The 19,881-nt window shown below is 47.8% G+C and carries 21 protein-coding genes; all 21 read left to right on the forward strand.

The window, feature by feature from the left end; genetic code table 11:
• Window positions 1–49: 49 nt before the first annotated feature.
• The 21 genes from fliE (at window position 50) to K0H61_RS05685 (ending at window position 19,878) form a co-directional block, all read left to right on the forward strand.
• A complete protein-coding gene (fliE, locus tag K0H61_RS05585; protein WP_220051746.1) occupies window positions 50–388 on the forward strand; it encodes a flagellar hook-basal body complex protein FliE in 339 nt (112 codons plus the stop codon).
• A gap of 44 nt (window positions 389–432) precedes the next feature.
• Window positions 433–2,124, forward strand: a complete 1,692-nt coding sequence (fliF, locus tag K0H61_RS05590) for a flagellar basal-body MS-ring/collar protein FliF (protein WP_220052505.1) — start codon at window positions 433–435, stop codon at window positions 2,122–2,124.
• Complete coding sequence (gene fliG / locus K0H61_RS05595; protein WP_220051747.1) at window positions 2,117–3,163, forward strand: flagellar motor switch protein FliG; 1,047 nt, start codon at window positions 2,117–2,119, stop codon at window positions 3,161–3,163. The genes fliF and fliG overlap by 8 nt, the downstream gene beginning before the upstream one ends.
• A complete protein-coding gene (gene fliH / locus K0H61_RS05600) occupies window positions 3,150–4,094 on the forward strand; it encodes a flagellar assembly protein FliH (RefSeq protein WP_220051748.1) in 945 nt (314 codons plus the stop codon). The genes fliG and fliH overlap by 14 nt, the downstream gene beginning before the upstream one ends.
• The gene (fliI, locus tag K0H61_RS05605; RefSeq protein ID WP_220051749.1) at window positions 4,063–5,400 is read left to right on the forward strand and encodes a flagellar protein export ATPase FliI; all 1,338 of its coding nucleotides are present in this window, start codon (window positions 4,063–4,065) and stop codon (window positions 5,398–5,400) included. Before fliH ends, fliI begins: the two co-directional genes overlap by 32 nt.
• Before the next feature lie 23 nt (window positions 5,401–5,423).
• Window positions 5,424–5,867 (forward strand): flagellar export protein FliJ, encoded by a 444-nt coding sequence (fliJ, locus tag K0H61_RS05610; RefSeq protein ID WP_220051750.1) that lies wholly within the window; start codon window positions 5,424–5,426, stop codon window positions 5,865–5,867.
• Between the two features lie 153 nt (window positions 5,868–6,020).
• Window positions 6,021–7,949 (forward strand): flagellar hook-length control protein FliK, encoded by a 1,929-nt coding sequence (locus K0H61_RS05615; protein WP_220051751.1) that lies wholly within the window; start codon window positions 6,021–6,023, stop codon window positions 7,947–7,949.
• A 78-nt stretch (window positions 7,950–8,027) separates the two neighbouring features.
• The gene (gene fliL / locus K0H61_RS05620) at window positions 8,028–8,555 is read left to right on the forward strand and encodes a flagellar basal body-associated protein FliL (protein ID WP_220051752.1); all 528 of its coding nucleotides are present in this window, start codon (window positions 8,028–8,030) and stop codon (window positions 8,553–8,555) included.
• A gap of 38 nt (window positions 8,556–8,593) precedes the next feature.
• Window positions 8,594–9,625 carry a flagellar motor switch protein FliM gene (gene fliM / locus K0H61_RS05625; protein ID WP_220051753.1) on the forward strand — a complete coding sequence of 344 codons (1,032 nt, stop codon included), beginning with the start codon at window positions 8,594–8,596 and terminating at the stop codon, window positions 9,623–9,625.
• An 11-nt stretch (window positions 9,626–9,636) separates the two neighbouring features.
• The gene (gene fliN / locus K0H61_RS05630) at window positions 9,637–10,020 is read left to right on the forward strand and encodes a flagellar motor switch protein FliN (protein WP_220051754.1); all 384 of its coding nucleotides are present in this window, start codon (window positions 9,637–9,639) and stop codon (window positions 10,018–10,020) included.
• Window positions 10,021–10,044: 24 nt separating this feature from the next.
• Window positions 10,045–10,452, forward strand: a complete 408-nt coding sequence (gene fliO / locus K0H61_RS05635; protein WP_220051755.1) for a flagellar biosynthetic protein FliO — start codon at window positions 10,045–10,047, stop codon at window positions 10,450–10,452.
• Window positions 10,449–11,195: a flagellar type III secretion system pore protein FliP gene (fliP, locus tag K0H61_RS05640; RefSeq protein ID WP_286670286.1), complete on the forward strand. Its 747-nt coding sequence runs from the start codon at window positions 10,449–10,451 to the stop codon at window positions 11,193–11,195. The genes fliO and fliP overlap by 4 nt, the downstream gene beginning before the upstream one ends.
• A 12-nt stretch (window positions 11,196–11,207) precedes the next feature.
• Window positions 11,208–11,477 carry a flagellar biosynthesis protein FliQ gene (fliQ, locus tag K0H61_RS05645; protein WP_220051756.1) on the forward strand — a complete coding sequence of 90 codons (270 nt, stop codon included), beginning with the start codon at window positions 11,208–11,210 and terminating at the stop codon, window positions 11,475–11,477.
• 4 nt (window positions 11,478–11,481) lie between these two features.
• A complete protein-coding gene (gene fliR, locus K0H61_RS05650) occupies window positions 11,482–12,279 on the forward strand; it encodes a flagellar biosynthetic protein FliR (RefSeq protein ID WP_220051757.1) in 798 nt (265 codons plus the stop codon).
• Window positions 12,280–12,293: 14 nt separating this feature from the next.
• A complete protein-coding gene (flhB, locus tag K0H61_RS05655; protein WP_220051758.1) occupies window positions 12,294–13,424 on the forward strand; it encodes a flagellar biosynthesis protein FlhB in 1,131 nt (376 codons plus the stop codon).
• A gap of 159 nt (window positions 13,425–13,583) precedes the next feature.
• Window positions 13,584–15,683: a flagellar biosynthesis protein FlhA gene (gene flhA / locus K0H61_RS05660; RefSeq protein ID WP_220051759.1), complete on the forward strand. Its 2,100-nt coding sequence runs from the start codon at window positions 13,584–13,586 to the stop codon at window positions 15,681–15,683.
• A gap of 11 nt (window positions 15,684–15,694) precedes the next feature.
• Complete coding sequence (gene flhF / locus K0H61_RS05665) at window positions 15,695–17,104, forward strand: flagellar biosynthesis GTPase FlhF (RefSeq protein ID WP_220051760.1); 1,410 nt, start codon at window positions 15,695–15,697, stop codon at window positions 17,102–17,104.
• A gap of 4 nt (window positions 17,105–17,108) precedes the next feature.
• A complete protein-coding gene (locus K0H61_RS05670; RefSeq protein WP_258406015.1) occupies window positions 17,109–17,990 on the forward strand; it encodes a MinD/ParA family protein in 882 nt (293 codons plus the stop codon).
• A complete protein-coding gene (locus K0H61_RS05675; RefSeq protein ID WP_220051761.1) occupies window positions 17,983–18,696 on the forward strand; it encodes an RNA polymerase sigma factor FliA in 714 nt (237 codons plus the stop codon). The genes K0H61_RS05670 and K0H61_RS05675 overlap by 8 nt, the downstream gene beginning before the upstream one ends.
• A 47-nt stretch (window positions 18,697–18,743) precedes the next feature.
• Entirely contained in the window at window positions 18,744–19,127 is a 384-nt protein-coding gene (gene cheY, locus K0H61_RS05680) for a chemotaxis response regulator CheY (RefSeq protein ID WP_011919599.1), read from the forward strand.
• A 13-nt stretch (window positions 19,128–19,140) separates the two neighbouring features.
• A complete protein-coding gene (locus K0H61_RS05685; RefSeq protein WP_220051762.1) occupies window positions 19,141–19,878 on the forward strand; it encodes a protein phosphatase CheZ in 738 nt (245 codons plus the stop codon).
• Window positions 19,879–19,881: the final 3 nt, after the last annotated feature.

The following is a 19,881-nucleotide window of genomic DNA, read 5'->3' on the forward strand; positions in this document are numbered from 1 at the left end:
TATTATCAGGTTAGATATATCGTCAATAACTCGACGATGGGAGCACAGTATGCAAATCGGCGCAAATTCATTACTGCAAGAAATGCAGTCACTTAAAGGGGAAATTACCCCCTCATTGGGCATAGCGCCCAATAATCTAGTGCAGCAGGTGAATAACACTGCGGGATCCGATTTTGGCCAGTTACTTTCCCAAGCCATCGGTAATGTGAGCGGTCTGCAAAATACTTCCTCCAATCTAGCTACGCGCTTAGAGCTTGGTGATACCACCGTAAGCCTGTCTGATACCGTGATTGCACGTGAGAAGGCCAGTGTTGCCTTTGAAGCCACGGTGCAAGTGCGTAATAAGCTCGTTGAAGCTTATAAAGAAATCATGAGTATGCCGGTTTAGGCCCATCTTTAACCCATCAGTAGGTACGAATCGTGAGCACAGAAATGATTGTCGGGTCTAATAGCAATCTGGCCGACCAAGGGGTGGGGCAGGAGAATAAATCTGGCGTTTTCGGCGGAATCGGCGGCGTTGATATGATGCGCCAAGTCACTATGGTATTAGCCCTAGCGATATGTTTGGCCGTGGCTATCTTTGTGATGATTTGGGCACAAGAGCCTGAATACCGTCCATTGGGTAAAATGGATACCCAAGAGATGGTGCAAGTTCTTGATGTTTTAGATAAAAATAAGATCAAATACGAAATCAATGTCGATGTCGTCAAGGTACCAGAAGATAAGTATCAAGAAGTTAAAATGATGCTTAGCCGCGCAGGTGTTGATACAGCGGCTTCCAGTAATAAGGATTTTTTGAGCCAAGATAGTGGTTTTGGCGTTAGCCAACGTATGGAGCAGGCACGACTCAAGCACAGCCAAGAGGAAAACCTAGCCCGTGCCATCGAGCAATTACAAAGCGTGAGCCGTGCTAAGGTGATTCTGGCGTTGCCAAAAGAAAATGTGTTTGCCCGCAATGCCTCCCAACCTAGCGCGACTGTTGTTATCAACACTCGACGTGGTGGTTTAGGTCAAGGTGAAGTCGATGCGATTGTAGATATCGTTGCGTCGGCCGTTCAAGGCTTAGAGCCTTCTCGTGTGACAGTAACAGACTCGAATGGACGTCTGCTTAACTCAGGCAGTCAGGATGGCGTTTCTGCAAGAGCCCGCCGCGAACTTGAGTTAGTACAGCAAAAAGAATCGGAATACCGTACCAAGATTGAATCCATACTGACGCCCATTTTAGGTCCAGATAATTTTACCTCTCAAGTCGATGTCAGTATGGACTTCACCGCCGTAGAACAAACGGCAAAACGTTTTAACCCGGATTTACCTTCGCTACGGAGCGAAATGACGGTTGAAAACTACTCATCTAATGGCAGCAGTGGCGGCATCCCTGGTGCGTTAACCAATCAACCGCCAATGGAATCAAATATTCCACAGGAAGCGACGGGTTCATCGCAATCGAGTGTGAGTTCAGTGGGTAATGCCCACAGTGAAGCAACGCGCAATTTTGAGCTCGACACTACCATCAGCCATACCCGTCAGCAGGTAGGAACGGTTCGCAGGATAAGCGTTTCGGTCGCCGTTGACTTTAAGGCTGGCGCGGCCGGTGAAAATGGTCAAGTGGCTCGTGTTGCCCGTACCGAGCAGGAGTTAACCAATATTCGTCGTCTACTTGAAGGCGCAGTCGGCTTTAGCGCTCAGCGTGGTGACGTGCTTGAAGTCGTTACTGTGCCTTTTATGGATCAACTAATTGATGAGTTGCCAGCCCCTGAAATGTGGGAGCAACCTTGGTTCTGGCGCGCGGTTAAACTTGGTGTCGGTGCCTTGGTGATTCTGGTGCTCATCATCTTTGTGGTACGCCCAATGCTGAAACGTTTGATCTATCCAGATAGTGTCAACATGCCCGAGGATACCGGATTAGGTAATGAGTTGGCCGAGATTGAAGATCAATACGCAGCCGATACCCTAGGGATGCTCAACACTAAGGATGCCGAATACAGTTATGCCGATGATGGTTCGATTCTTATCCCTAATCTGCATAAAGATGATGATATGATAAAAGCTATCCGCGCGCTCGTGGCCAATGAGCCTGAGCTTTCTACCCAAGTCGTGAAAAATTGGTTACAAGACAATGGCTGAGAATAAATCAAAGGAAAATGAAGGCGGTTCAAGCGCCAGCATAAAGGAAATGAGCGGCATTGAGAAAACGGCCATTTTACTCTTAAGTCTGAGTGAAGCCGATGCGGCATCGATTCTTAAACACCTTGAGCCAAAGCAGGTACAAAAGGTGGGGATGGCGATGGCGGCCATGGCCGACTTTGGGCAGGAGAAAGTAGTTAGCGTCCATAAGCAGTTTCTCGATGATATTCAGAAATTTTCCGCCATCGGTTTTAACAGTGAAGAGTTCGTCCGTAAGGCATTGACGGCTGCCTTAGGGGAAGATAAAGCCGGTAATCTGATTGAACAAATCATTATGGGCAGCGGCGCTAAAGGCCTAGATTCCCTCAAGTGGATGGACGCAAGACAAGTGGCGACTATCATCCAAAACGAGCATCCTCAAATTCAAACCATTGTGTTGTCTTATTTGGAGCCTGATCAAGCCGCAGAAATTTTTGGGCAATTCCCTGAAAATACCCGCCTCGACTTGATGATGCGTATTGCTAATCTCGAAGAAGTTCAGCCTGCCGCGTTGCAAGAACTGAACGACATTATGGAGAAACAATTCGCCGGCCAAGGTGGTGCCCAAGCTGCGAAGATGGGCGGTCTAAAAGCCGCTGCCAACATCATGAACTACCTCGATACCGGAATCGAAAGCCAGCTAATGGAAACCATGCGCGAGACCGACGAGGAAATGGCGCAACAAATCCAAGACCTGATGTTTGTGTTTGAGAACCTGATTGACGTCGACGACCGCGGCATCCAAGTGCTACTTCGTGAAGTTCAGCAGGATGTGTTGCTTAAAGCATTAAAAGGCACTGACGATCAGCTCAAAGACAAAATTCTGGGTAATATGTCAAAACGTGCGGCAGAGCTGCTGCGTGATGACTTAGAAGCCATGGGGCCCATTCGCATTAGTGAAGTGGAAATTGCCCAAAAAGAAATCCTTTCAATCGCCCGTCGTTTAAGCGACAGTGGTGAAATCATGTTAGGTGGCAGCGGTGGCGATGAGTTCCTCTAATTCGAGCGACAACAAAATGACGCCAAGTGCGGATGATGCTGTGGAATTTAGCCATTGGGCGCTGCCCGATGTGACTGAATTACCAGATGAATCCGTATCAAATCTATTTGGTCGCAGGACCGCGCAGCAAGCAAAGCCTGAAACGGTTGAAACCGTTGCGCCGCCAACTCTTGCCGAAATCGAAGATATTCGCGCTCAAGCCGAGGAAGAGGGCTTTAACGAAGGTAAAAATGCGGGTTTTGCCCAAGGCGTTGAGCAGGGCAGGCTCGAAGGCTTAGCGCAAGGTCATACAGAAGGCTTCAGCCAAGGACATGAGCAGGGGTTAGAAGCAGGGCTGAACGATGCTAAACAATTGGTTAGCCGTTTTGAAGGGCTGCTCAGCCAATTTGAAAAACCACTGCAATTACTCGATGGCGATATTGAACACGCATTAATGACGCTCACCATGGCGCTGGCAAAATCCGTTATCGGCCATGAACTCAAAACGCATCCCGAGCAAATTCTCTCTGCGCTGCGTTTAGGGGTAGAGTCACTGCCAATCAAAGAGCAAAGCGTGAGTATTCGTTTGCATCCCGATGATGTCAGCTTGGTCGAGACACTCTATTCGAGTACCCAGCTCAACCGCAATCAATGGATATTAGAAAGTGACCCCTCGTTAACGCCTGGCGATTGCATTATTAACAGTCAGCGTTCGCTGGTGGATTTAACCCTAAATTCCCGCATCGAAGCGGTATTTGAAACGCTTCGTGCCCAGCAATCCCACCTCACACAGCAACAGCATCTTCGTCAAGAAGCCTTAGATAAGGAAAATGCGGCTAAGATGCAGAAAATCCAAAGCGAACAGGCTGAGGGTGACTTCGAGTCTCAGAGTACATCGGCGCAGAGCGCCGGAGAGCAAAATGCAAAATCGTCGCCACCAACTGCTGAGTAGACTCAACCATTACACCGATAAGGTGCCACCTTTTCGCGCTGTGGCCAGTGGGCAATTGGTGCGAGTGGTTGGTTTGACGCTCGAAGCCAGTGGTTGCCGTGCACCCGTTGGTAGCTTGTGCTCTATTGAGACTATGGCGGGGGATTTGATTGCCGAGGTTGTTGGTTTTGACGATGAACTGTTATATCTGATGCCAATCGAAGAACTGCGCGGTGTGTTGCCAGGCGCCCGAGTGGTGCCGCTCGGCGAGCAAGCGGGGCTCAATGTTGGTTTATCGTTATTAGGTCGCGTGCTCGATGGCAATGGTGTTCCTCTCGATGGGTTAGGGGCGCTACCGAGCGATCAACAGGCGTCGCGCCACAGTACGGCCATAAATCCCCTCGCTAGGCGTGCCATTACCGAACCCTTAGATGTGGGGGTTCGCGCTATTAATGCCATGCTTACCGTAGGTAAGGGGCAGCGGATGGGGCTTTTTGCAGGCTCTGGCGTGGGTAAGAGTGTGCTGCTAGGTATGATGACCCGTGGCACAACAGCAGACATTATCGTTGTGGGATTGGTTGGCGAGCGTGGCCGCGAAGTTAAAGAATTTATTGAAGAAATTCTAGGTGAAAAGGGCAGAGCGCGTTCCGTTGTGGTCGCGGCCCCCGCCGATACTTCACCCTTAATGCGTCTTCGCGCCTGTGAAACCTCGACCCGAATTGCCGAGTATTTTCGCGATTTAGGCTATAACGTCCTGCTGCTGATGGACAGTTTAACCCGTTACGCCCAGGCACAGCGGGAAATCGCCCTCGCCGTGGGAGAGCCGCCGGCAACCAAAGGTTATCCGCCGTCAGTATTTGCTAAGTTGCCGCGCTTGGTTGAACGCGCCGGTAATGGGGGGCCTGGTCAGGGCTCTATTACCGCGTTTTATACCGTGCTGACCGAGGGGGATGATCAACAGGATCCCATTGCCGATGCTTCGCGGGCAATTTTAGACGGTCACATTGTGCTATCTCGCACATTGGCCGACTCCGGCCATTATCCTGCCATTGATATTGAAGCATCGATTAGCCGTGTTGCACCTATGGTGATCTCTAACGAGCACTTAGAGGCGATGCGCCGGGTCAAGCAGACCTATTCGCTTTACCAGCAGAATCGCGATTTAATCTCCATTGGCGCTTATGCTCAGGGCAGCGACCCTAGAATTGATAATGCCATTCGTTTGCAACCCGCGATGAACGCATTTTTACGCCAAACCATGCGCGATGCTTTTAGTTTCGCCGACAGCCAAGTGATGCTCGGGCAACTCGCGGCGCAGTGTAAATAACAGTAAGAGTAGTTGAGGCTGATATGGCGCAGGATCCCCTACAATTAGTATTAAAGTTGGCCTTAGAAGCAGAAGAGCAAGCCGCACTGCTGCTTAAGTCGGCACAACTGGAGTGCCAAAAGCGTCAACAACAACTCGCCGCACTCAGTAACTACCGCCTAGATTACATGAAGCAGATGCAATCCCAACAGGGACAAAGCATTAGTGCCAGTCATTACCATCAATTTCATCGTTTTATTCGCCAGATTGATGATGCCATCACCAAACAGAATCATGTGGTTGCAGACGGCGAGAAACAAAAGCAGTATCGCCAGCAACATTGGCTAGATAAGCAGAAAAAGCGTAAAGCAGTGGAATTATTGTTAGAGAATAAAGAGCAGAAACGTCAGGCGCTTGAGCTTAAAAAGGAGCAGAAACTGACCGACGAATTTGCTTCACAGCAGTTTTTTCGACGTAGGCAGTCCTGATGTGCCAAAACGCTGTAGCGGTAAAAGGGTATAAACTCTTTGTTGGCATCTTCCTTGCTTTGATTTAGTCAGACTTTTGCCCTGGCGGCAATAATTGACGTTCAACCTAGCATTTTTGCCATCTTATTCGCTGGGTGTTGTTTGGGAGCCTGTATGCAACAAATGAATAATATCTTATTAGCCTCTAGCGCTAAGACTGGCCAAGCTGCCAGCAAGCAATCTATGCAAGATGCTAATAGTGAAGACTTTTCTGTTGCGCTTGCCTCTGCTTTTCAGCCTAAAACACCCCCATCAAGCAAAACTCTCTCTACAGAAGTACTTCAATCGGATAAGGAATTGCAAACCGAAGGCGTGACTGAAGCGCTCGAAACCAGTGACGACAATGCCGATATGGATCTGATTTTTGCCCAAATCGGTATGGCAAATGATTTGAAAATAGCGGCAGATAAGGGCGAAGGTTTGCCGCTTGAGCGAGTTGTGGCGGCAGTTGATGAGTTAGCGCTGACAATAGAACCCAATTTTGATGCAGAAACGGCGGAGCAGGGTAACCTTTTAGTTCAAGAAGAGATGGCCTCCCTCGATGCAGCTTCTTTTACTAATACGCTAAATAAATGGCTGAATGATGACGATGAGAGCGCCCAATCAGTTTTCAACAAACCTGTAGCGGGATTGGAAGCCGTTAAGGCCAGTGGCGTTGAGACCAGTGAAGCTGTCGAAATGAGTGAGCGCATTGAGGGGCGCGGAGTCATAGACAACATCCTTACCCTAGATGTGAGTGCTGAGTTAAGTTCACCCGCAGGCAATGATATTGTGGTGGCAGTTAAAGAGCCGGAGCCAATGCAGCTCAACCCGAGTCTTAGCATGGCGGCGGATATCACTTCGGTTACAGAACTTTCAGAGGATGTTGAGTCAATTCGTACTGAGCTTAGTCATCTAAACCCTGTTGATGAGCTTATTGCAGCTGAACTTTATCAAGATAGTCAATTTGAGGGCATGCAAATCGCCATCGATTTAGATGTTCCAACTCAAGCACCAAGCGAGTTAATTACACCAAAGGCCATGATGACTTCTCCTGAGGTCGACTCAATGACTATCGAAGTTCCGCCGAAGGTAATTGCAGCTGAAGTGTCTCCTCAGCCACTGAAAACAGAACCGCTATCAGTCACGACTCCTGAGTCTACACCGGGGATTGAGCCATTAATTGCTCAAGTTAATTCCCAAGGAAAAGCTAACACTACAGACAATCCGCGGACTTTAGCGGTGAAAGAGCTAAGTATCGGCGCCTTATCTACTGCAAATGAGTCGATTAGTTCAAACGCTGTGACTCAGGCTACGGTGGCTCAGGCTGCTGGGCGTGAGGTTGTTGGAAATCAGGCGGCGCTTCCATTAAACGATTCGAAAGCACCTGATTCAATGGATTTAGACCCTATTGTCAGCCAAGCGGCCGTTATCCAAACCCTAAAAGATGCCAAAATGACTGTGAGTCTTGAACCCATAGCAGATAACACTATGAGTGCAGATATTAACAGCGATGCTGGCAATGAATTTAAACTCACAGAGTTCAAATCCCTTAGTCAAACGAGTATAGGTTCGTCACAGCCTCAACGAGCAGATATTCCACAGCTCCAATTATCGTTACGCCAAAACGTGGAAGGTCAAAACCAAATGCAGGACATGATCCAACGTTTCTCGCCAGTGATGAAGCAGCAGTTAGTGACTATGGTGAGCCAAGGTATTCAACAGGCAGAGATTAGGTTAGACCCACCTGAGTTAGGTCATATGCTGGTAAAAGTGCATGTGCAAGGGGATCAAACCCAAGTACAGTTTCAAGTGAGCAACGCGCAGACCCGAGATGTTGTCGAACAGGCGATTCCACGTTTACGGGAGTTATTACAGGAGCAGGGTATGCAACTTGCCGATAGCCATGTATCCCATGGTGATCAAGGACAGCATCAACAGGGTGCTTTTAGTGACGATGCGGTAACAGGCTCAGGCAATATGGACGATTTCTCAGCAGAAGAGCTAGATCTAAGTTCAAATCAAGCAACTAGTTTGACATCAGGTATAGATTATTACGCTTAAGCAGGTAACCTATAGGATTAATATCTGGGGATATTCTTCCCCACATTAACCTTTAGCCTCAATTAAAGAGTAAAGTGCATGGCCAAGGACGAATCATTAGAACTTGCAAGCAGCGAAGCACCAAAGAGTAAAAAGAAATTATTTCTCTTTATCGGTATAGGTGCAGTTGTCGCGCTACTCGTCATTATCGGCGTGTGGTTGTTTATGGGGAGTAGCAGTGAAGATGTGCCTGCTAATACCGAACAGTCACAAGCAGACAATCCCACGGTACAAACCGGTGATGCCGTGATGGCCGCCTATGTGCCTATGCCAAGGCCGTTTCTGTTTAACCTTCCGGGGCCCGATCGTACGCGCCTTGTTGAAATCAAAGTACAGTTGATGGTTAGGGGCGCAGATGACGATCTCTTGACCCAAAAACATATCCCCTTAATCGAAGATGCGCTGCTCACCACTTTTAGTGGTGCCGATGTCCAGAAGCTGAGTACCCAAGCTGGCAAGGACGAGTTACGTCAGTTGGCGTTACTTAGCGTACAAAATACCCTGCAATCAGTAACGGGTCGCAAGGTAGTAGAAAAAGTGCTCTTTACGGGTTTTGTAATGCAATAACCTTTATTTTCAGTACCTTAAAGAGGCGATGCAATATTGTGAGTGATTTATTAAGCCAAGACGAAATTGATGCGCTATTGCATGGCGTCGATGATGTCGATGAGGATGATGGCTCGGATGCTGCAGGGCATGACGCGCGTTCCTACGACTTTTCTTCCCAGGATCGTATCGTGCGTGGACGTATGCCCACGCTCGAAATTGTCAATGAACGTTTTGCCCGCCACCTGCGGATCAGTATGTTCAATATGATGCGCCGCGCCGCCGAAGTGTCGATTAACGGCGTGCAAATGCTCAAGTTTGGCGAATACGTTCATACTCTATTCGTTCCGACCAGTCTTAACATGGTGCGTTTTCATCCCTTGAAGGGGACTGCGCTTATCACCATGGAAGCGCGCCTAGTCTTTATTTTGGTGGATAACTTTTTCGGCGGTGATGGCCGTTTCCACGCTAAAATTGAAGGCCGCGAATTTACCCCAACCGAGCGAAGAATCGTTCAGTTGCTACTGAAAATTATCTTCGAAGATTATAAGGATGCTTGGGCACCCGTAATGGACGTGGAATTTGATTATTTAGATTCCGAAGTTAACCCCGCGATGGCAAATATTGTCAGTCCAACCGAGGTGGTGGTAATTAACTCTTTCCACATCGAGGTGGACGGTGGCGGCGGTGATTTCCATATCACTATGCCCTATTCGATGATTGAACCTATCCGTGAATTGCTCGATGCCGGCGTGCAAAGTGATAAACAGGATACGGATATGCGTTGGTCACAGGCGCTGCACGATGAAATTATGGATGTACAGGTGGGCTTTAATGCCAATATTGTTGAGCACGAAGTCACCCTCAAAGATGTGATGAATTTTAAAGCCGGTGATATTATTCCTATTGAATTGCCGGAATATATCATGATGAAAATCGAAGACTTACCTACTTATCGCTGTAAAATGGGGCGCTCTAGGGATAATCTAGCACTTAAAATTTGCGAAAAAATCCCCCGTCCAGAAACGGTGAAGAGCGAGCTGCAGCTAGTGACGCGCAAAGGCAAGGCCAGAGACATATCAGAATTATAAGGTGAAGTGAGATGAGTACAGAAGATTTGGGTGACGATTGGGCTGCGGCAATGGCCGAGCAAGCGCTCGAAGAGGCAAATGCCATCGATTTGGATGAGTTAGTTGATGAATCTCAGCCTATTAGCAAAGCTGAGGCGGCGAAGCTCGACACCATCTTAGACATTCCTGTGACGATTTCGATGGAAGTGGGACGCAGCTTTATCAGTATCCGTAACTTACTGCAACTTAACCAAGGTTCAGTTGTTGAGCTCGACCGAGTTGCCGGTGAGCCGCTCGATGTGATGGTCAACGGTACGCTTATTGCCCACGGTGAAGTGGTGGTTGTGAACGATAAATTTGGTATCCGTTTAACGGATGTGATCAGCCAAACTGAGCGCATTAAAAAGCTTAAGTAACAGGCTCAAGATGAAAGGATTGAGATGAGCGTATCGGCAATATCGAGTTTAGTGGTAGCCACCCAAGCAAGTGTTGCAGAGGTGGCAAAGGACGGAATAGCCACTACGGCAAAAGTCACTGAGCCGAGTCAAGTGGCATCTGCAGCCAGTATGCTTGGTGGTTTGATTTTAGTGTTGCTGCTCATCTTTGCCTTAGCTTATTTAATGAAGCGTTTTAATCTCGTGCCCAGTAATCACAATGTGCTAAAAACCCTTGCAGTCACTTCTCTTGGTCAGAAAGAACGATTAGTGCTTGTTCAGGTTGGCGAGCAGCAATATTTATTAGGGGTCAGTGGGCAGCAGGTAAATCTGATAGATAAATTGGCGCAGCCCATTGAAATCGAAACGGCATCCTTTGCCGAAAAGCTAAGGCAGGCGAAATTAAAACAATGATGAAGTTCATCCTCGGCTTAATTGGACTAAGTGCGTTATTTTTGGCGTTTTCGGCAGGGGCGACCGATGGTGTTTTGCCTGCTGTCACGGTAAAAACGGCTCCCGACGGGTCAACCGAATATTCGGTGACCATGCAAATACTGCTGTTAATGACCTCGCTGAGCTTCCTGCCTGCGATGGTGATTATGCTGACCTCTTTCACCCGCATCATCGTAGTGCTGTCAATCCTGCGCCAAGCCATTGGTTTGCAACAGACACCTTCTAACCAAGTGTTGATTGGTATGAGTCTGTTTATGACCTTTTTTATCATGGCGCCAGTATTTGATAAAATTTATGACCAAGGGGTAAAACCCTATATTGATGAGCAGCTCACTCTTCAACAGGCCTTTGATACAGGCAAGGAGCCCCTGCGCCAGTTTATGTTGGGTCAGGTGCGCACTTCGGATTTAAAAACTTTTATTGATATTTCGGGTTACCAGGATATTAAGTCCCCTGAAGAGGCCCCAATGAGCGTACTGGTGCCCGCTTTTATTACCAGTGAACTCAAGACCGCATTCCAAATTGGTTTTATGCTGTTCGTGCCATTTCTAGTATTAGATCTCGTTGTCGCGAGTATTCTGATGGCCATGGGTATGATGATGTTATCGCCTATGATTGTTTCCTTACCCTTTAAGATCATGCTGTTTGTATTGGTCGATGGTTGGGGACTCGTTATGGGAACCCTAGCCAACAGTTTTGGTTAGGAAGCATAATCGATGACACCAGAAGCCCTAGTCGATATTTTCCGTGAAGCCCTCGCAGTGATTGTGATGATAGTCTCTGCCATCGTATTACCTGGGCTGGGGATTGGTTTAATTGTGGCCGTATTCCAGGCGGCAACCTCAATTAACGAACAGACATTAAGCTTCCTGCCTCGTCTATTAGTGACCCTGTTTGCCCTAATGTTTTTAGGACATTGGCTGATAGAAATCATGATGGATTTCTTTGTTGAAATGGTAAACCGCATTCCCCAAGTGGTGGGTTAAGTCCATGGAGCTGCTGCTCGATACCTTGATGCAGACCATTGCCTCCTACATGTGGCCTTTATTTCGCGTGGCGAGCATGTTGATGGTCATGGTGGTCTTTGGGGCAACAACCACACCCGCGAGGGTCAGGCTGTTACTGGCGATGGCCATTACTTTTGCAATTGCCCCCGTACTCCCCCCCGTGAAAGACGCTGAGTTATTTAGCTTAAGCGCGGTATTTATCACCGCGCAGCAAATTATCATCGGTGTAGCGATGGGGTTTGTAACGCAAATGGTGATGCAAACCTTTGTATTAACAGGTCAAATTATTGGTATGCAGACAAGCTTGGGCTTTGCCTCCATGGTTGACCCAGGCTCAGGCCAGCAGACTCCTGTGATTGGTAATTTCTTCCTATTGTTAGCAACGCTGATATTTCTAGCTGTCGATGGCCATTTGCTATTAATTCGAATGTTGGTGGCGAGTTTTGATACCATACCCATTTCGAATCAAGGGTTAACACTCACTAGTTATCGCGCCCTTGCCGATTGGGGCTCGTATATGTTCGGCGCTGCACTAACCATGTCGATATCCGCGATTATAGCCCTATTACTGGTGAATTTATCCTTTGGTGTCATGACAAGGGCCGCGCCACAACTCAATATTTTCTCTATTGGTTTTCCTATCACTATGATTGGTGGGTTGTTAATCCTCTGGCTAACCTTAACTCCCGTCATGGCGCATTTTGAAGAAGTATGGTCTTCGGCACAGCTTTTGCTGTGTGATGTGCTAGGGCTTCAGTGTCAAGCCGATGGCATTTTGTAAGGTAGGAGTGCGTAATGGCTGAAGAAAGTAGTGGCGAACGCAGTGAGGAACCCACCGGGAGGCGCCTCGAGCAGGCGCGGGAAAAGGGGCAGGTTGCACGCTCTAAAGAATTAGGTACGGCAACAGTATTACTCTCGGCAGCCGTAGGCTTTTATATGTTAGGGCCTGGGCTTGCAACCGCGCTGTCTCGGATTTTTGAGCGCGTTTTTACTATGGATCGCGCTGAAATCTTCGATACCAATCAAATGTTTAAAGTTTGGGGGCTCGTTGGTGGTGAAATCATCTGGCCGATCCTCAAAATTATGCTGCTCATCGTAGTGGTGGCCTTTATGGGGAATATTGCCCTTGGGGGAATGAATTTCTCTACTCAGGCCATGTTACCTAAGGCGAGTAAAATGAGCCCTATCGCAGGTTTTAAGCGAATGTTTGGCGTGCAGGCTTTAGTTGAATTGACTAAGGGGATCGCTAAATTTTCAGTGGTTGCGATTGCGGCATATTTACTCCTCAGTTTTTATTTCAACGATATTTTGCTGTTATCCACCGATCATCTGCCGGGCAACGTGTATCACGCTTTAGATTTATTGGTGTGGATGTTTATTTTGTTGTGTTCGTCTGTGCTGCTGATTGTGGTGATTGATGTGCCATTTCAAATATGGAATCACAATAAACAGCTTAAAATGACCAAGCAGGAAGTGAAGGACGAATACAAGGATACCGAAGGCAAGCCAGAGGTTAAGGGCCGTATTCGTCAAATGCAGCGTGAACTTGCCCAGCGGCGAATGATGGCTGAAGTGCCTAATGCCGATGTCATTGTGGTTAACCCCGAGCATTATGCTGTGGCAGTGAAATACGATGTAAAACGCTCTGCAGCGCCCTTTGTCGTCGCCAAAGGTGTGGATGACGTCGCCTTTAAAATCCGTGAAGTCGCTAGGGCACACAATATTGCGATTGTTTCCGCGCCACCGCTTGCGCGGGCGATTTACCATACCACAAAGCTTGACCAACAAATTCCAGAAGGGCTCTTTACTGCGGTTGCACAGGTGCTCGCCTATGTATTCCAGCTGCGTCAGTATCAAAAAGGGCGTGGCCGTAAGCCGATACCTATTCCGGTAAATCAGCCAATCCCCGATGAGCTGAAATACTAATTTGTGAATGTAGGCAACTCCAGCACGCGCGTTTATAACTTCTCGCCTTGAGTAAGTCGCAACCAACTTCCCCCGTGATATTTGCATTCTCTTGTACTCATTTAATTGGCGTGATTTTTGCTTTTAAGCTGCTATACGTCAAAGTTTAGGTATGAGTGAATGGATGTTAAAGCCTCCCTTGGCCAAGTAAAGCAGTTGAAATTGAGTTCTTTCAAGGGCATAGGTACACCTATGCTAGTGCTCGCCGCACTGGCTATGATTGTTTTGCCCATCCCGCCATTTCTACTCGACGTCCTCTTTTCATTTAACATCGCACTGGCGCTGATTGTCTTGCTGGTGGCGATTTATACCGATAGACCTTTAGATTTTGCCGCCTTCCCTACTGTGTTGCTTGTAGCAACCTTGCTTAGACTTGCACTTAACGTCGCCTCGACCCGCGTCGTATTACTCGAAGGTCATAATGGTGGCGATGCGGCGGGTAAGGTGATTGAGGCCTTCGGCTCTGTGGTGATTGGCGGTAATTATGCCGTAGGTCTAGTCGTCTTCATCATTCTGATTATTATCAACTTTGCCGTGGTGACTAAGGGCGCTGGTCGTATCGCCGAGGTAAGTGCTCGCTTTACTTTAGATGCGATGCCCGGTAAGCAAATGGCGATTGACGCCGATCTCAACGCTGGGATTATCAATCAGGATCAGGCCCGTGCTCGCCGCGCCGAAGTGACCCGTGAAGCGGACTTTTACGGCGCGATGGACGGTGCGTCAAAATTCGTAAAAGGTGATGCCATTGCTGGGATCATGATTTTGCTGATTAACATCCTCGGTGGTTTCATTATTGGTATTGTCCAACATGGACTGACTTTTACTCAAGCCGTTGAAATTTATACGCTGTTAACGATTGGTGATGGCTTAGTCGCTCAAATTCCGGGGTTGCTGTTATCCATCGCTGCGGCCTTGATGGTAACCCGTCAGAATGAGTCTGGTGATATGGGGCAGATGCTGATCAGTCAGATGTTTGACAGTCATAAGTCCCTGAGTATTGCCGCCGGCCTGTTGTTTGTGATGGGTATAGTGCCAGGTATGCCGCATATTGCGTTTTTAAGTTTTGCGGCTGTAACGGCTGGTGCCGCTTATTTCGTGTTTAAACGTAATGAAACCAAGCGTACAAAAGCGTTAGAGCAAGTGAAATCTGGACCTGCCGAAAGACAGGATAGAGAGCCAAAAGAGCTTAGTTGGGATGATGTTCACCACGTTGATACCATTGGCCTTGAAGTTGGCTACCGCCTCATTCCGCTTGTCGATAAAGGCCAAGGTGGTGAGCTACTGAGCCGTATTAAAGGCGTGCGTAAAAAACTCTCGCAGGAACTGGGCTTCCTAGTACCTGCAGTGCATATTCGCGACAATCTGGATTTATCCCCTAATGCCTACCGGATTTCGTTAATGGGCGTGGTTGTGGGAGAGGCCGATATTCGCCACGACTGCGAGCTGGCAATCAACCCTGGCCAAGTGTATGGCAAGCTTGATGGCATCGAAACCCGTGACCCTGCGTTTGGCCTTGAAGCGGTGTGGATTGCGCCTGAGCTACGTGAGCACGCCCAAACCCTAGGTTATACAGTAGTGGATGCGGCGACTGTCGTGGCAACGCATATCAGTCAGCTGCTCACCAACAATGCGGCCAAACTCCTTGGTTATGAAGAAGTGCAACAACTGATGGATATGCTTGCAAGGCATTCTCCTAAATTGGTGGATGGCTTTATCCCCGATGTGATGCCACTGGGTAGCGTCGTAAAAGTGATGCAAAACCTATTAAATGAAGGAGTTTCGGTTAGAGACTTGCGTACCATAGTGCAAACTTTGTTAGAATACGGCACTAAGAGTACCGACACCGAAGTGTTGACCGCAGCAGTGCGTATCGCATTGAAACGCATGATAGTTCAAGAAATCTCCGGCCCAGAATTGGAAATTCCCGTCATTACTTTGGCGCCAGAGTTGGAACAGATGTTGCATCAGTCAATGCAAGCAACCGGCGGCGAGGGGCCAAATATCGAACCCGGTCTTGCGGAGCGCATGCAGCAATCGCTAGCTTCTGCGGCGCAAAAGCAAGAAATGGTTGGTCAACCCGCCATCTTGCTGACTTCTGGTATGTTACGTGCGACTCTGTCTCGCTTCGTTAAATATACTATTCCGAACCTTAGAGTGATTTCTTATCAAGAAATCCCCGACGAAAAACAAATACGTATTGTATCTGCCGTCGGCCAGTAGAGGACGCATAAGTGAAGATTAAACGTTTTTTTGCCAAAGATATGCGTGCTGCACTGGCTCAAGTGAAAGATACACTCGGCTCAGATGCAGTCATCATGTCGAATAAAAAAGTCAACGGCGGCATCGAAATCGTTGCGGCGGTTGATTATGACGAACCTAAAGCTAAGGCAACCACCAATAATGCCCCAACCTTTATGGACGATGTCAGTGATGATTTAGTTTCACTAGGCGCAGCTCCTATGAAAGCCCCAATTAAAGCGGAGAGTCGTGTTAAGCCTTCTGCACCAGCGGATTCTTTGCTGGCACTGCTGGAAAAACAACAAAGTCGCTTAAATCAGCAATTATCCTATAAACAGCAAGATGAAGAATTACCTTCATGGGCTAAGAGCCTAGAAGCGCCAGCTGCACCTAAGGTTGACCGCCGTGAAATGGCATCTGGTTTTGATAACAAATCACAAAGCAGTCATAAACCACAGAGCAGTCATAAACAAAGTGCCGAAATCGAAGCGATGCGTGATGAGTTAGCATCTTTACGTAATCTACTGACTCACCAAGTGTCATCTTTGATGTCAGAGCATAAGAAGCGAATCGACCCCGTGGGCGCAATGCTCGAATCCAAACTGTTAGAAGCCGAATTTTCCCCAGCGGTCGCGGCAAAATTAGCGGCGTTAAGTCAGCATTACACGCCTGCGGAATTGGTGCGCGCTCTGCCGCAAAGTCTTGCTAATATGCTGGATAATCAAGGTGATGATATTGTAAAACAGGGCGGTGTAGTCGCCTTAGTTGGCCCAACTGGTGTGGGTAAAACCACATCCCTTGCCAAATTAGCGGCTCGCTTTGCCGCGCACCATGGCGCGGATCAAGTTGCCTTGATCACTACCGACCATTACCGAATTGGTGCCTATGAGCAGCTGGCGACCTACGGCAAGATTATGGGGTGTCCAGTCAAACAAGCTCATGATTTAAATGAATTAGAGCAGATCCTATATCAGTTTAGAAATCGCAAGCTAGTATTGATAGATACCGCGGGTATGGGGCAGCGTGATATGCGTCTTTATCAGCAACTTGATAATTTAACTGCAAATAGCAGAATACCTATCCGGAGTTATCTGGTACTGTCAGCAACAGGGCAGCGCCGAGTGTTGCAGGATGCGGTGAATCATTTTAAGCGCATTACACTATCTGGTGTGGTACTGACTAAACTCGATGAATCGGTATCACTTGCAGGCGCATTGAGTGTATTGATCCAAAGTGGACTGCCGTTAAGTTATGTCACCGATGGGCAGCGTGTGCCTGAGGATATGAAGGTTGCCGATACCTTTATGTTAGCTGAACAAGCTTTATCGGCATTAGATGGAACCGAACAACAAGCATTACAAGACACAGCGTGGTCAGATAATTTGACCTGTGCATTTGAGTAGAGTTATGACCCTGGATCAAGCAAGTGGTTTACGTATGATGAATCAACCCTATAACGAAAAAGTGAAAGTAATCGCGGTGACGGGTGGTAAAGGTGGCGTGGGTAAAACCAGTGTATCCATCAATACTGCTGTGGCATTAGCCGAAAAGGGCAAGCGCGTGTTAGTGCTTGATGCTGACCTTGGCTTAGCAAACGTCGATGTCATGTTAGGGATCCGCGCTGAACGTAATCTCTCCCACGTATTGTCTGGCGATGCGGAATTAGACGATATTATCGTCCGTGGCCCTAAGGGGATTGGCATAGTGCCAGCAACCTCAGGTACTCAGGCGATGGTGGAGTTAAGCCCTGCGCAACATGCAGGCCTAATTCGTGCATTCAGTGAAATGCGCACCCAGTTCGACATTTTAATTGTTGATACCGCAGCGGGTATTTCCGATATGGTGCTCAGTTTTTCACGCGCCTCGCAGGACGTGCTCATCGTGGTGTGTGACGAGCCTACCTCAATTACCGACGCCTATGCACTCATTAAAATTCTCAGCCGTGAGCATGGTGTGTTCCGCTTCAAAATTGTCGCCAATATGGTCCGCAGTTTGCGCGAAGGTATGGAATTATTTGCTAAACTCAGTAAAGTGACCGACAGATTTTTAGATGTCGCACTTGAACTTGTCGCAACCATTCCATTTGATGAAAATCTGCGTAAATCTGTGCGAAAGCAGAAATTAGTCGTCGAGGCTTTTCCTAAGTCTCCAGCGGCGATTGCGTATCAGGGACTGGCAAATAAAATTATGAGCTGGCCTGTGCCGCAACAACCCGGCGGACATTTGGAATTTTTCGTTGAGCGATTAGTTCAGCGACCAAATATGCAAGAGGAAAAAACGAGTGAATAAAGCCGCTGCGTATACTTGTTTAAACAATAAATCATCTATCGTTGAACAGTATGCACCGTTGGTTAAAAGAATTGCACATCATTTGCTCGCCAGATTACCCGCCTCAGTGCAGCTCGATGATTTACTGCAAGCTGGGATGATGGGCCTCTTAGAAGCATCGTCGAAATTTGATGGCGGCAAAGGTGCAAAGTTTGAGACTTTTGCCGGCATACGTATTCGCGGGGCGATGCTGGATGAAATCCGTCGGGGTGATTGGGTACCTCGTTCTGTCCATCGTAACAATCGTCGCGTTGCCCAAGCCATCGATGAGCTCGAGCAGGTGCTCGGTCGTGATGCACGGGACACAGAAATCGCCGAAAAACTTGATATGACGCTTGCGGAGTACCATCATATTCTCAATGATGTTTCTGTAGGTAAAATCATAGGGATAGAAGATCTTGGCGTTTCTGAGGATATCTTAACCGCCGAGGATCACGTCGGCGATGGCACCTTTGAGCAATTGGCTGAGAGCCAGTTTCATACCGCGCTGGTGGAAGCAATTAAGTTATTGCCTGAAAGAGATGCGCTAGTTCTGTCGTTGTACTACGATGAAGCATTGAATTTAAAAGAAATTGGCGCCATTCTTGAGGTAAGTGAGTCCCGTGTCAGCCAGATATTAAGTCAGGCCATGTTGCGACTCAAAGGCAAGCTCAAGCACTGGACATAATATAATTATTACTTTGAGCTCAAAATGTTAGCTCACCGGAGGAAACCTTGGACAAGAATATGAAGATTCTCATCGTTGACGACTTTTCGACAATGAGACGTATCATCAAGAACTTGTTGCGAGACTTGGGCTTTAACAATACCCAAGAAGCAGACGATGGCTCAACCGCTTTGCCTATGCTGCAGAAAGGGGATTTTGATTTTGTGGTTACAGACTGGAATATGCCAGGGATGCAAGGGATTGATTTATTAAGAGCAATTCGTGCAGATGACTCCCTAAAGCATTTACCTGTGTTGATGGTAACCGCAGAGGCTAAACGTGAACAAATCATTGCCGCAGCTCAAGCTGGGGTAAATGGCTACGTGGTTAAGCCATTTACGGCAGCGACATTAAAAGAGAAGTTAGACAAGATATTCGAACGACTTGCTTAAGCAGGGATGAGCTATGAAGTCACACACATCAGGGCTCATTTCGCTTGAGCAAGCTCAGCATCTAGTTGAACTGCTAAGCGCTAAACAACAGACTCAAGCCGATGATTTCCTAAGGGAGCTTGCCGCTCCACTCCAAAGGGACCTGTTTGATGAGGTCGGTAAATTGACCCGTCAACTCCACAGCGCCTTGATGGATTTCCAAGTCGATAACCGTTTAGTCGAGCTGACTAATACTGAAATTCCAGATGCGAAGGAACGATTAAGCTATGTCATTGATATGACAGAGCAGGCAGCCAATAAAACCATGGATGCAGTGGAAGAGTGTCTGCCATTGGCGAATGCATTAACGGCTAATATTCAGCAAGTGATGCCGTCGTGGGAAAAATTGATGCGCCGCGAAATCGCGCTCAGTGACTTTAAAGTACTTTGCCACGATGTGCAGCATTTGATGTCCCGTAGTGAGTTGGATTCCAATCGGTTGCGCGAATTACTGAACCAAATTCTGATGGCGCAGGATTTTCAGGATCTCACTGGGCAGATGATCCGCCGCGTAATCGATCTCGTCATGGAAGTTGAAAACAATCTGGTCTCTATGCTGACGGTATTTGGTGATCAACCGATAAATGATAGTCCTGTCAGGCAGAAAAATAATATTGAAGCCGAAGGGCCGATATTGAATGCAGAACTTCGTCAAGATGTGGTCACAGGCCAAGACGAAGTGGATGATTTGTTATCGAGTTTGGGTTTCTAACTG

The organism is Shewanella acanthi (assembly GCF_019457475.1).
GTDB lineage: Bacteria > Pseudomonadota > Gammaproteobacteria > Enterobacterales > Shewanellaceae > Shewanella > Shewanella acanthi.

Bases quoted from the DNA above. Each gene is read 5' to 3' on its own strand.
- flhB (WP_220051758.1), top strand. From the start codon at position 12,294: ATGGCTGAAGAAAGTAGTGGCGAACGCAGTGAGGAACCCACCGGGAGG.
- fliP (WP_286670286.1), top strand. From the start codon at position 10,449: ATGATGAAGTTCATCCTCGGCTTAATTGGACTAAGTGCGTTATTTTTG.
- flhA (WP_220051759.1), top strand. From the start codon at position 13,584: ATGGATGTTAAAGCCTCCCTTGGCCAAGTAAAGCAGTTGAAATTGAGT.
- fliL (WP_220051752.1), top strand. From the start codon at position 8,028: ATGGCCAAGGACGAATCATTAGAACTTGCAAGCAGCGAAGCACCAAAG.
- K0H61_RS05685 (WP_220051762.1), top strand. From the start codon at position 19,141: ATGAAGTCACACACATCAGGGCTCATTTCGCTTGAGCAAGCTCAGCAT.
- fliR (WP_220051757.1), top strand. From the start codon at position 11,482: ATGGAGCTGCTGCTCGATACCTTGATGCAGACCATTGCCTCCTACATG.
- fliQ (WP_220051756.1), top strand. From the start codon at position 11,208: ATGACACCAGAAGCCCTAGTCGATATTTTCCGTGAAGCCCTCGCAGTG.
- fliH (WP_220051748.1), top strand. From the start codon at position 3,150: ATGAGTTCCTCTAATTCGAGCGACAACAAAATGACGCCAAGTGCGGAT.
- fliO (WP_220051755.1), top strand. From the start codon at position 10,045: ATGAGCGTATCGGCAATATCGAGTTTAGTGGTAGCCACCCAAGCAAGT.
- fliJ (WP_220051750.1), top strand. From the start codon at position 5,424: ATGGCGCAGGATCCCCTACAATTAGTATTAAAGTTGGCCTTAGAAGCA.
- K0H61_RS05670 (WP_258406015.1), top strand. From the start codon at position 17,109: ATGACCCTGGATCAAGCAAGTGGTTTACGTATGATGAATCAACCCTAT.
- K0H61_RS05615 (WP_220051751.1), top strand. From the start codon at position 6,021: ATGCAACAAATGAATAATATCTTATTAGCCTCTAGCGCTAAGACTGGC.
- fliG (WP_220051747.1), top strand. From the start codon at position 2,117: ATGGCTGAGAATAAATCAAAGGAAAATGAAGGCGGTTCAAGCGCCAGC.
- fliF (WP_220052505.1), top strand. From the start codon at position 433: ATGATTGTCGGGTCTAATAGCAATCTGGCCGACCAAGGGGTGGGGCAG.
- fliN (WP_220051754.1), top strand. From the start codon at position 9,637: ATGAGTACAGAAGATTTGGGTGACGATTGGGCTGCGGCAATGGCCGAG.
- fliI (WP_220051749.1), top strand. From the start codon at position 4,063: ATGCAAAATCGTCGCCACCAACTGCTGAGTAGACTCAACCATTACACC.
- fliE (WP_220051746.1), top strand. From the start codon at position 50: ATGCAAATCGGCGCAAATTCATTACTGCAAGAAATGCAGTCACTTAAA.